General features: G+C 72.5%; 6 protein-coding genes. 4 read left to right on the plus strand and 2 right to left on the minus strand.

What is annotated here, in order from left to right; genetic code table 11:
- The coding region (locus AB0J39_RS33695) for a helix-turn-helix domain-containing protein (RefSeq protein WP_363472191.1) at positions 1 to 920 on the plus strand (920 nt) is incomplete at its 5' end.
- 51 nt (positions 921 to 971) lie between these two features.
- On the opposite strand, the gene AB0J39_RS33700 is transcribed toward AB0J39_RS33695, so the two are convergent.
- Together AB0J39_RS33700 and AB0J39_RS33705 are read right to left on the minus strand one after the other, a co-directional pair.
- Positions 972 to 3,854 carry a BTAD domain-containing putative transcriptional regulator gene (locus tag AB0J39_RS33700; protein WP_363472193.1) on the minus strand — a complete coding sequence of 961 codons (2,883 nt, stop codon included), beginning with the start codon at positions 3,852 to 3,854 and terminating at the stop codon, positions 972 to 974.
- A 27-nt stretch (positions 3,855 to 3,881) separates the two neighbouring features.
- Positions 3,882 to 6,794: an AfsR/SARP family transcriptional regulator gene (locus AB0J39_RS33705; protein WP_363472194.1), complete on the minus strand. Its 2,913-nt coding sequence runs from the start codon at positions 6,792 to 6,794 to the stop codon at positions 3,882 to 3,884.
- Positions 6,795 to 8,130: 1,336 nt separating this feature from the next.
- Between AB0J39_RS33705 and AB0J39_RS33710 the strand changes: the two genes are divergently transcribed.
- The 3 genes from AB0J39_RS33710 to AB0J39_RS33720 form a co-directional block, all read left to right on the plus strand.
- Positions 8,131 to 9,423, plus strand: coding sequence for a helix-turn-helix transcriptional regulator (locus AB0J39_RS33710; RefSeq protein WP_363472196.1), 1,293 nt, complete (start codon positions 8,131 to 8,133; stop codon positions 9,421 to 9,423).
- A 184-nt stretch (positions 9,424 to 9,607) separates the two neighbouring features.
- Positions 9,608 to 10,174 carry a copper resistance CopC family protein gene (locus AB0J39_RS33715; protein ID WP_363472198.1) on the plus strand — a complete coding sequence of 189 codons (567 nt, stop codon included), beginning with the start codon at positions 9,608 to 9,610 and terminating at the stop codon, positions 10,172 to 10,174.
- The coding region (locus tag AB0J39_RS33720) for a cytochrome c oxidase assembly protein (protein ID WP_363472201.1) at positions 10,171 to 12,074 on the plus strand (1,904 nt) is incomplete at its 3' end. The genes AB0J39_RS33715 and AB0J39_RS33720, both read left to right, overlap by 4 nt.

Here is a 12,074-nt window from a genome sequence, read left to right on the forward strand (position 1 = left end):
GCGGCGGGCCGTTCACGGTGTTCGCCGTGGGCCGCTCGCACCGGGCCGCCGGCTGGGCCCTGGTCTGCCGGGGCGAGATCGACGTGGAGATCGGCTACGAGCTGGCGGCGTGCGTCGCCATGGAGCGGACCCGGGCGGAGGAGGGCCGCCGGGTGGAGCGCCGGCTGGCCGAGCAGCTCATCGCGCTGGCCTGCGCGGGCGGCGACCTCGCCGAGCTGTCGGCCCGGCTGCGGACCTGCGGCATCGACCCGGCCGAGCCGTACGCCGTGGTGACCGTCACGGCGAGCAGGCGCGGGGCGACGGACGGACCGGACCCCGCTCTGCTGGGCGGGCAGGTGACGGAGGAGCTGCTGGACCGCCGGGTGGTGGCCGCCGCGGGCGCCGACGCGTCGGTGGCGCTGGTCCCGCTGCGCGAGGACACCCCCTGGGGCGACCGCGACGCGCTCGCGGCGCTGCTGCGCGCCCGTACGGCGGTGCTCGGCGGCGGGCTGCCGGGAATCCGGGTGGCGGCCGGGGTGAGCGGCGCGCTGACCGGGCCGCAGGCCATCCGGGGCGGGGTGGAGGAGGCGGGCCACGCCCGGCGGATGGCCGAGGCGCGCGGCGGGGGAGTGGTCACCGGCGACGAGATCTACACGCACGCGCTGCTGCTGGCGACCGTGCCGGGCGACGTGCGCTCCTCGTTCGCCCGGCGGCTGCTGGGACCGCTGTTCGACTACGACCGGCGGCACGGCGCCGAGCTGGTGCGCACGCTCGGCGCCTTCCTCGACTGCACCGGGTCGTGGAACGCCTGCGCCGAACGGCTGCACGTCCACGTCAACACGGTGCGCTACCGGATCAGGCGGGTCGAGGAGCTGACCGGCAAGGACCTGTCGTCCATGGCCGACCGCGTGGACCTGTTCCTCGCCCTCCGCGCCGGCTAGCCACTCCCGCGCCGGCTAGCCACTCCCGCGCCGTCAAGCCGTCCGCAGCGGTCAGCTGTCCGCTGCGGCGTGGTCGCCGTCGAGCAGGGCCAGCTCCTCGCGCGCGAAGCCCATCGTGTAGGCGGCGCCGTACTTCTCCGCCACGGCGAGGGCCTCCAGCAGGTACTCGCGGGCCTTGTCGAAGGCGCCTTTGAGCCGCTCGGCGCGCCCCAAGGGGGCCAGGCACCGCAGCTCCATGACGCGGTGATGTCTCTGCCTGCTCAGCGTGAGAGCCTTCCGATAGACGATCGCCGCGGACCAGGGGTCGTTCTGCTTGTCGTGCACCTCGGCCAGGCCGAGCAGCGCCTCTCCCATGTGCATGTGGTCCCCCGCCTGTTTCGCGAGCCCACCGAGCTCGCGCCACGTCGCCCTGGCCTCCGCCACATGGCCGAGACCGAGCTGCGCCGCGCCGATGCCCGCGAGAGCATGCCGTTCGCCCACCGCGGCCCCGATCTTCCTGGCGATGCGAAGCTGTTCCCGCGCCGACGCCAGGGCCTCTTCGTACCGGTGCAGTGCGTTGAGCACCACGCAGAGGTTGCCCAGGGCCCTCATGCGCACGAAGGAATCCCCGGCGCTGCGGCGGAGTTCCACCTCGGCACGCTGGTGGACGAGCGCTTCCTCGTTGCGTCCCGCCGGGCCCAGCCCCATGGCGATGTATCCGTGCGCGAGGGCCGAGATCTCCGGGTCCGCGAGGCGCTCACCCACTTCGAGCGCCTGACGGCCGAGGGGCAGGATGTCGTTGCGGTGTCCGATGAAGGTGAAGGGCCATTGACAGGAGAAGCCGAGATGGGCGCCGGAACGCGCGAGGGAGGGATTGCGCGACACCGTCGCCTGGGCCGCCAAGGCGAGGACGTTGGGGCGTTCACGCTCCAGCCACGCGGACGCGTCCGCGCCGTCGGTCAGGGCGAACGGCTCACGCTCGGCGAACTCGTGCGGGGGATGCACCCGATGCGGGTCGATCAGTTTCATCGTCAGGCGCGCGGTCGTGCCGTACAGGCCGAGCACGCGGTCGAGCGCGTCGTCGCGGTCACGCTCGCTCAGGTGCCGCTCGGCCAGTTCCATCGCGAAGAGCCGCACCAGGTCATGGAGGCGGAACCGGCCCTGCTCACCGGGTTCGGCCAGATTCGCCCGCACCAGGCGGGCCACGGCTCGCTCCGCCGCGTCCCGCGGCATGTCGAGAAGGGCCGCCACGACCTCGGGCGTGGCGTCCGGCGTGCGCAGGACGCCCAGACGGCACAGGGCCGCGGCCGCCACCCGGTCGAGCTCGTGCCCGCTCTGCGCCAGCACATCGTGACTGAGCTGGAGGCTGGCGCGCACGGCGAGGTCGCCCGACTCCAGCTCGTGCAGCGTCCGCCGTTCGTCCCGCAGGCGCGAGTTGAGGTCGGACACAGGCGTGTAGCGGCTCTCCGACAGGCGCGCCGCCGCGAGGCGGAGGGCGAGGGGCAGCCCGCCGCACAGGTCCACGAGCTCGGCGGCGGCGGCCGGGTCGGCGGCGACCCGCTCGGCGCCGATCAGTTTCGCCAGCATGGCGACCGACTCCGACCTCTGCATCCTGCCGAGGACGAGCTGCGCACAGTCGTCGGCCACGGCGAACGACTCCCGGCTCGTGACGAGCAGGGCGTTCCCGGCCGGCAGGCCCAGCAGAGGGCGGACCTGTTCCGGGCCGGACGCGTCGTCCAGCACGATCAGCGTGTGCCGGCCCACCAGGCGGTCCCTGAGCATGGTCGCGGCCTCGTCCGCATCGGACGGGACCGCCTCCGGGTGCACGCCGAGGCTCCGCAGCAGCCTCCCGAGCAGGTCGAGGGGATTGAGCCGCCCGACTCCCGGCGTCGCCCCGAGCAGGTTCAGGTACAGCTGGCCGTCCGGATAGTGGTCGCTCACCGTGTGGGCGGCGCGTACGGCGAGGGTCGACTTGCCCGCTCCCGCGGTGCCGGTGACGGCCACCACCGCCTGCGGATCGCTCCCGTCCCAGGGCGCGAGCAGCGCGCGCAGGCGCACCACCGTGTCCGTCCGCCCCACGAAGACCTGCGGGTCGCGCGGGAGCTGACGCGGCCGGACGACCTCCGGGGGAGCGGCGGCAGGCGCAGGGCACGGCGACGCCCCGAGAGAGGGGTCCGCGCGCAGAATGAGCTCGTACGCCTGCCGCAGGGACTCGCTCGGGTCGACGCCGAGGCGTTCGGCGAGCAGACGCCTGGCGTCGTGGAAGACCTCCAGCGCCTCTGCCTGCCGTCCGCAGCGGTAGAGCGCGAGCATCTGCAGCTCCCGGACCCGCTCCCGCAGCGGGGCCTGCGCGGTCAGCCCGACGAGCGCGTCGAGCGACTCCTGGCGCCGGCCCAGCCGCAGCAGCGCGTCGGCCTGGTCCTCCCGCGCCGTCAGGCGCATGCCCTCCAGCCGGGCCCGCTCTGCCTCGCAGAAGGGGCCGGGAAGGCCGCCGAGGGCGGTGCCCGCCCACAGTCCCAGCGCGGCCTCCAGTTCGCGCAGCCAGGCGCCGAGGTCCTCCTTGGCCTGGTAGCGGCGAGCCTCCGCGAGGCGCTGCTCGAACTCCTCGGCGTCGGTCCGGCATGCGTCCCGTGCCAGGCTGTAGCCGCTCGCGGACTGGGTGAGCAGCCTGAACGGCCCACGCCTGCCTTCATCCGGTTCGAGTAGCCGTCTCAGCCCGGCCACGTAGGTATAGACGCTCTGCTGGGCCGTCTTCGGAGCGGCGCCACCCCACAGGTCGTCGATGAGCTGTTCCTTCGGGACGATCCGCCCGGCCCTGGCGGCGAGCGCGCACAGGGCGGCCCGCTGCAGCGGCGGTCCCAGGTTCACCTGCCGGTCCTCCAGCGACGCGGTCACCGGTCCGAGGATCCGGAGGCGGAGACCGGCCTGCCGCGCACCGGACCCCTCGCTCGCCATGGGCGTCCCTCCTTTCGTGGGGTGGCGTCAGCGGATCAACGTGAGGTCGACCGGAAGGGGCCGGCTGGAGTCCGAGCCGGGAACGGCCGCACGAATCGCCCGCAGTTCGGCCTCCGCCTCGCGACGGAGATCCTCGTTGCCGGACGCCTGCGCGACCGGCAGCGCCCTGCGGACGCAGGCCAGGGCCTGCTCCGGCTCGCCGAGGAGGCGGTGGGCTCTGGCGAGCAGGGTGAGGAACCGGCACTCGTAGAACCGGTGGCCGATCTCGAGCGCGCATCGCACGCCGCGCTCCAAACCGGCCTTCGCGCGGAGCGGGTCACCGCAGTCCAGATACAGCCTGGAAAGCACCATCAGAGCCGCGGCCTCGTGGTAACGGTCTCGTGCGGCATGGGCGAGGGCGAGAGCCTCTTCGAGCAGTCTCAGCGCCTCGGTCACGTCGCCCAGGTAGTAGCAGGCCTCTCCGCCGGTCAGGAGTGAGTGACGTTCGCCGACGTCGGAACCGATCTCCCTGGCGATCGCCCGCTGCATGTTCGTGCACTCGCGCGCCTCGGCGAACTGCTTGAGCTGCGCGTGAGTGACGGCCAGGTTGCCCAGCGCGCGCATCTCGCCGAACCGGTCCCCCAGCACGCGTCTCAGCTCCAGCTCGGCCCGCTGGTGCGGCATGGCCTCGGTGGCCCGGTCGTGCTGCACCAGGGCGAAGGAGAGCTGACCGTGCGCCAGGGACATCATCTCCTGGTCTCCGGTCCGCTCGGCCACGACCAGCGCCTGCCTGCTCAGGTGGAGATGCTCGCGGCGGTGCGCGCCCCTCGGCAGCTGCCAGTACAGGGCGAACCCGACGTGGACTCCCATGCGCGCGACCTCTTCGTCCTCGCTCACCAGCGCCTGCGACGCGGCCGCCACCACGTTCGCCAGCTCGTCCTCCAGCCAGTTCCTGGCCTCGGCGGGAGAGGTGAGCGCGAGAGGGCGCTGCGGCACGTCGGGCCAGGGGAGCTGCACACGGTGCGGGTCCAGCACGGAGCTGGCCCGCCGTGCCGTCGTGCCGTAGAACCCGAGCGCTCGCATGAGGGCGTCCTTGCGGGCCTCGGGCGCGAGGCGGGCGTCCGCCAGCTCGATCGTGTAGAGACGTACGAGGTCGTGCATGCGGAACCGGCCGGTGCCGGCCGCCTCCAGCAGATGCGCGCGTACGAGGCGGTCGAGCGCGCGCTCCGCGGCGTCGGCGGGTTCGTCCACCAGCGCGGCCACGACGTCGGCCGTCACGTTCGCCACGGGGAGAAGGCCGAGGTGGCACAGGACCCGGGCCGCCAGCCGGTCGAGGACGGCATCGCCCCGGACGAGGCTCTCGTAGCTGAGTTCGAGGCTGGAACGCACGGCGGTCTGGCCCGCCTCCAGTTCGTGCAGTGTCCGCCGCCGGTCCTCGAGCCGGTCGACCAGCTCCGTGGGCGTCCACTGCGGCCGGTCCACGAGCCGCGCGGCGGCCAGGCGGAGAGCCAGCGGCAGCCCGCCGCACAGGTCGGCCAGCCGGCCCGCCGCCGGGTCGGCCGCGATCCGCTCGGCCCCCACGAGCCTCGCGAGTACGGTGACGGCCTCCGACCGCAGCATGCCTCCGAGGACGAGCTGGACGCAGTCGTCGGTCACCGCGAACGACTCCCGGCTCGTGATCAGCACGCTGGTGCCGGCCGGCAGCCCCAGGAGAGCGCGTACCTGCTCGGGCCCCGCCGCGTCGTCGAGCAGGATGAGGGTCCTGCGGCCCTCCAACCGGTCGCGCAGCACGGCGGCGGCCTCGTCCACATCGGCGGGTACGGCCTCGCCGGGCAGTCCCAGGGCGCGCAGGAGCCTGCCGAGCACGTCGATCTGCTTGAGCCGCTCCACGCCCGGAGTCGCCCCCAGGAGATTCACATAGAGCTGGCCGTCCGGGAACGCGCCGACGGCGGCGTGGGCGGCATGGACCGCCAGGGCGGACTTTCCCGCCCCCGGGGCGCCGGTGATGGCGACCACCGCCTGCGGATGCGCGCCGTCCCAGGGGGCGAGCAGCGATCGCAGGCGGACCATCTCCTCGGCCCGGCCGACGAAGCAGTTGACCGCGCGGGGCAACTGGCGCGGAGGGCGGGGGGACCGGGCATCGGGACCGGCCGTCCTCTCGCCGGCCGGTGCGGGCGAGGGACCCGCCTGCCTGAGCGAGGGGTCGGCCCGCAGGATCAGCTCGTACCGCTCCCGCAGCGTCTCGCCGGGATCGACCCCGAGCCGCTCCGCCAGGAGCCGCTTGACGTCCATGTACGTGTGCAGGGCGTCGGCCTGCCTGCCGCACCGGTAGAGCGCGAGCATGAGCAGATCACGGGCGCGCTCCCGCAGGGGAGCCTCGCCGACCAGCTCGGTCAGGGCGGCCGCCGCCTCCTGGTGCAGGTTCAGGCGCAGCAGCGCGTCGGCCCGATCCTCCCGCGCCGCCAGGCGCAACCCCTCGAGGCGGGCCCGCTCCGCCTCGGCGAACGGACCCGGGACGCCGCACAGGGCGGGGCCCGACCAGGACCCCACGGCGGCGTCCAGCGCGCGGAGGCAGTCACGCGGGTCGCCGTCGCCGTCCAGCCGGCGGGCCTCGGCCAGACAGCGTTCGAAGTCCTCGACGTCCACCTCGACCGGTCCGCGGGCCAGGACGTAGCCGCCCGCCCTGGACAGCAGGACCGAGTGGGAACCCCGATGGCCCCCCTTCGGCTCCAGGGCCCGCCGCAGCCCGGCGACATAGGTGTAAACGCCCTGTTCGGCGGTGTTCGGCGGGTGCTCCCCCCAGAGCCCCCCGATGAGGGCCTCCTTGGTCACGACCTGTCCGATCTGCGCGGCGAGCACGCACAGGGCCGCGCGCTGCAGCGGAGGCCCGAGGTCGACGCTCCGTCCGTCGCGCCATGCGGCCAGGGGCCCGAGCATCCGCAGGCGGCAGGGTGAGTACACGGACGTTTTACGCTCATTCGCGCTATCCATACGTCTGAACTCCACCTGGTAACGGCGTAGATGCAATCTGTGGATCACCGCGATCGGGCGAAATGCCACTGTCGCGCCCGGTACGCGCCATGAGTCGCCGCCGCACTCGTCGGCACTACACCCTCGCGGTTCCCCCAAAACTGCGGCTTCGCGATGTCATCCCCGTGTTCGCCGGTCATCGGGCACGCCGTCGGGCCCGTTCCGGCAGAGCATCAAATATGCCATCTCCCGTCTAGATATTGTCTAGACGCTTCGGATAATCCGCCGGTTCCAGTTGGGCCAGAATTCCCTACTCGCCGGTAAGCCCGCCTGTCGCATCCTTTGACCTGCCCGGATGCCCTGAGGGTTACGGTGGCGGTGCGGGGAGGCCCGATGTCATGGTGGAGGCGGCACCGGCGAACGCCGTCCCCGCCGGAGACCGCCGAAGATCGCAGCCGCCGAGCCGGGTGCCGCCCGCGTGCCCGGATCCGGGCGCTGACCTGCCTTGTTCCGGACCGGCCGGTCGCCGGTCGTACCCGCCGGTCGTGGGACGGACGCCGCCGGTCGTGCGGACACGAGCGCGGGCGGAGGGCTTCACGCGGGCGCCCTGCGAGGGCCGGCGTGCAGTGATGCTTTCCCGGGGATCGTGGACCGCCTGCCGGGGCCGTCGAAGATTGGGCCGGCGGCCGCATCCACTGTTCTCGTGAAGGCCGGCGCGGGAGAGGCCGGGCACGCGCCCGGCATCACGTCCTCTGCGCGATCCGGGTGCGTCCTGGCGGCCATCCGCGCTCGTTCGCGCGGCTTTCACAAGGCAGCCGCACACGGGAATCACGGTGGCCGATAAAAGTCAACGTATTCCTGCTGATCGGCGTCCGCCTGAATCGGATGTTTGAAATCGCGGCCGTCGAGCGAATCTCCTCCGAAACGGGAAAGGCGCCGATGTCGTTACGGGATTCGACTTCGCGGGCCGCCCTTGTCGGAAATTCTGACCCGGACTGTGAGCGGAGCCTGTCAAGAACGCCGGCCCGGTTCCCCGCTGATCAATCGTCCGCCGCCGGGCGGCCGGGTGGACAGTGGTTCCCCGGCGGCAGGGTCGTCCGCCGGGGACGGCCCGTCCCGCTTAAGCAGCAGCTACGTGGTTCAGCAGCAGCCGTTGTCGAACGCGTATCGCTGCAGAGGAGACGGGGCGGCACTGTTGGCCGTAGCATTGCCACCAACGGTCACAAGGGCCAAAATCAGGGCGGTAAGTAGATACGAGGTTGGGCGGCGCACGGTGGATCTCCCATCAACTCGGACTGCCAGGCCTACAATATTTCAGGAGTTGCCAATGGCCGCGCAAGATCTGGTCGGACAGCGCATCAAGGCGATACGGCGGCAGCGCGGGCTCTCGCAAGCGCAGTTGGCGCATCCTGAACTTTCCGACAGTTACGTATCACTCATCGAGAGCGGCAAGAGGACGCCGACGCCGGCCGTTCTCGAACTGCTCGCGCAGAAGCTCGACTGCTCGCTCACCTACCTCGTCAACGGCGTGACGGCCGAGCAGATGGAGGACCTGGAGGTCGGTCTCAGCTTCGCGCGGATGGCGCTCGAGAACGGCGAGGTCGCCGAGGCCCGCCGCAGGTACGCCGAACTGCTCGCGGACAACAACCTGCTGGGTCTCACCGCGCTCCGGGTGGAGGCCCGCTACGGGTACGCCCTGGCCCTGGAGGCGTGCGGCGAGCTCGGCGAGGCGATCTCGGTCCTCAACGAGCTCAACGGCTCCGAGGCGGAGGCGATGCCGCAGGAGCGCAAGATCGCCGTGGCGCTGGCGCTGTGCCGGTGCCACCGTGAGCGGGGTGACTTCTCCGCCGCCGTGCACGTGGGTGAGCAGACGCTCGCCGCCTTCGCGCGCAGCGGCTGGACCGACGAACTGGTCGAGCTCGGCGCCACCCTCCTGCTGGCGTACATGGTGCGCGGGGACATGCTGCGCGCGGGCCACTTCGCGAACGAACTGCTGGCGGCCGCCGAGACCCTCGGCACGTCCCGGGCGACGGTGGCGTCGTCCTGGAACGCGGCGCAGGTGCTGGAGAAGACCGGCAGGGGCGAGGAGGGCATGACGCTCCTCGAACGAGCGCTCGCCTTCCAGTCCGAGAACGGCGAACCGCGCAACCTCGCCCGGCTGCGTCAGGCCTACGCCTCCATGATGCTGCGGGTGCGTCCCGAGGAGGCGGAGCGGGCACGGGAGCTGCTCCTGCGGGCACAGCGGGAGCACGAGGCCTCCGCCACCAGCGCCTTCGACCGGGCGCGGACCGCCTGCGTCCTCGCCTGGGCGGAGATCGTCCTCGACCGCCCGGACACGGCCGTCGACCACCTCAGGGACGCGCTGTCGCACGTTCAGCACACCAAGAGCGGCCTCCTGGCCGGCGCCAACCTCCTGCTCGGCCAGGCGTACTTCCTGCTCCACCAGGACGGAGACGCCGCCGCGGCGCTCGACCTGGTCACCGGCTGGCTGGAGGACGCACCGCGGACTCTGAAGGCCGCCGAGGAATGGATGAACGTGGCGGAGATGCGGCGGCGCATCGGCGACGACGCGCAGAGCGTGGCGGCCTATCAGCGCGCCCTCGCCTGCGCCGGGCTGTAGACGCGATCGCGCCCGCTCGTACCGGAGCCGGGGGAGGCGCCGCCGGGCCGCCTCCCCGCGGGCTCGGGGAAGACCCTGTTCTCCCGAGCCCCACGGCCGCCGGGGTTCCCCTCAGTCCGTGATCGTGCTGTACCGGTGGTCTGGGGTACGGACCGAAGCCCCGCGTCGGTAGCCTGGGGGTGTCATGAAGAGACCCTTCCTCGCCGCCTTCGCCGCGCTCCTGACGGCTCTCCTGCTGTGTGCCGCGCCGGTCCTGCCGGCCCAGGCGCACACCTCGCTCAAGAGTAGCGACCCGCAGAAGAACGCCCAGGTCAAGACCTTGCAGAAGGTCACGCTCGAATTCGCGGACTCCGTTCAGTTCCCGGTCGTGGTCGTCCGCGGCGAGGACGGCAAGCGCTACGAGAACGGCTCGCCGGCCGTGGAGGGGCCCAAGGTCACCCAGGCGGTGACCGAGCCCGTGCCCCCCGGCCGCTACACGATCGCCTGGCGGGTGGTCTCGCCCGACGGCCACCCGCTGGAGGGCGAGATCCCGTTCACCGTGATCGACGACCAGTCGCTCGGCACGGCGACCTCGGCCGCCGCTCCCGGGGAGACCGCCTCCGCGGCGGCGCCATCCTCGGCCGCGACGGCGCAGGCCACCGAGGCCGGGAGCACCGGGCGGACGGGTGTGCCCGGCTGGATCTGGGCGGTGATCTTCGGGATCGCCGGAGTCGGCATAGGGATGTTCCTGAGCCTGCGGAAGAAGCCGTGAGCAGGGCGGTGCGCCTGACCGCCGCCGCGCTCTGCGCGGCCGTCGGCGCACTCGTGATCGCCATGGTGCTCGGCGGCGCCGCGACGCCGCGGATCATTCCCGGCCTGCCCGACGAGGGCACCCTCACCCGCTGGATGCTGCCGCTGTCGAAGCTCGCGATGGACGTCTCCGGCGTGCTGACCGTCGGGCTGCTGGCCGCGGCCGCGGCGTTCCTGCCCGGCGACAAGGGCCTTCTCGGCAAAACCGCGCAGAGCTACGTCAAGGGCGCGTCGTGGTCCGCGCTGGCCTGGGCCGTCGCCGCTGCGGTGGCGCTGGTCTTCAGCCTGTCGGAGACGCTCGGCATGCCGGTGGGGGAGGTCCTCGCCGGCAACGAGCTCACCAGCTACGCCAGCCAGGTGCCGCAGGGCATCGCGCTGACCCTGGTCGTGCTGTTCGCCGTCGCCATCGCGTTGTTCGCCCGTGGTGCGATCACCGCCGGCACCGCCGCCGGGCTGCTGGTCTTCGCGCTCGCGACGCTCCTGCCGCCCGCGCTCACCGGGCACTCCTCCTCCTCGCCCAACCACGGGCTGGCCACCACTTCGGTGGCCATGCACCTGCTCTTCCTGGCGCTGTGGGTGGGTGGCCTCGGGGTGATCTGCATCCACGCGCTGCGCGGGCAGCCCCTCCTGGACGTCGCCGCCGCGCGCTTCTCCCGCATGGCTCTGTGGTGCTTCGCCGGGGTCGGCGTCTCCGGCCTCGCCGCCGCCGCCTCGCGCCTCACCTCGGTCGGCGAGCTGTTCACCTCGAACTACGGCCTGCTCCTGCTGGCCAAGATCGTCGCGTTCGCCGTGCTCGGGTTCTTCGGCTGGCGCCACCGCGGCCGTACGCTACCGCGGCTGTCGGCGGGGGAGCCGCACGCCTTCCTCCGCCTCGCCCTCGGCGAGGTCGTGCTGATGGGGGCGACGATCGGCCTCGCCGTGGCGCTGTCCCGGACCGCCCCGCCGCCCGTCGACACCCCGGTCGACCGTGCGTTCGAGCTGCTCGGCTACCTCGTCCCGCCGCCGATCTCGCTCGGCAACCTGGTGACGCTGTGGTGGTTCGACCTGTTCTTCGCCGTACTCGCCGCCGTCATGGCCGGTCTGTACGGCGCGGGGCTCGTCCGGCTGACCCGCCGGGGCGACCGGTGGCCCGTGGGCCGCACGGTCAGCTGGTATCTCGGCGTGGTCATCCTCGTGCTCAGCACGCAGACCGGTGTGGCGCGCTACGCGCCGGTGCTGTTCAGCGTGCACATGACCGAGCACATGGTCCTGTCCATGCTGGTCCCGATCTTCCTGGTGCTCGGCGCGCCGGTGACGCTGGCGCTGCGCGCGCTCAAGCCCGCCGTCCGCCGGGGCGACCGGGGACCACGCGAGTGGATCACGGTGATCCTGCACAGCAGGGTCGTGAAGTTCGTCAGCCATCCCGCGATCGCGACGGCGATCTTCGTGGTGTCGACGTTCGCCCTGTACTTCACCCCGCTGTTCGCCGCCGCGATGGAGGAACACCTCGGTCACATCGCGATGACCGTGCACTTCCTGCTCAGCGGCTCCCTGTTCTTCTGGGTGATCATCGGGGTGGACCCCGCGCCGCACAAGCTGCCCCACTACGGGCGGCTGCTGCTGCTCATGGTGACCATGCCGTTCCACGCGTTCTTCGGGATCGCCCTGATGAGCATGGGCACGGTGCTCGCGTCGTCCTACTACGAACAGCTCGGGCGCACCTGGGGCGCCTCCTCGCTGGCCGACCAGCAGTCCGGCGGCGCGATCGCCTGGGCGTTCGGGGAGATCCCCACGCTGATCGTGCTGCTCGCGCTCGGCTTCCAGTGGTGGCGCGACGACGAGCGCGTCGCGCGCCGGACCGACCGCCGCGCCGACGCCGCCGC

Origin of the sequence: Microbispora sp. NPDC049633 (assembly GCF_040675265.1) — a bacterium.
In the GTDB taxonomy this organism is placed as follows: Bacteria; Actinomycetota; Actinomycetes; order Streptosporangiales; family Streptosporangiaceae; genus Microbispora; species Microbispora maris.

Excerpts from the sequence above, each read along its gene's own strand:
- AB0J39_RS33700 (WP_363472193.1), bottom strand. The coding sequence starts at position 3,854 with ATGGCGAGCGAGGGGTCCGGTGCGCGGCAGGCCGGTCTCCGCCTCCGG.
- AB0J39_RS33710 (WP_363472196.1), top strand. The coding sequence starts at position 8,131 with ATGGCCGCGCAAGATCTGGTCGGACAGCGCATCAAGGCGATACGGCGG.
- AB0J39_RS33715 (WP_363472198.1), top strand. The coding sequence starts at position 9,608 with ATGAAGAGACCCTTCCTCGCCGCCTTCGCCGCGCTCCTGACGGCTCTC.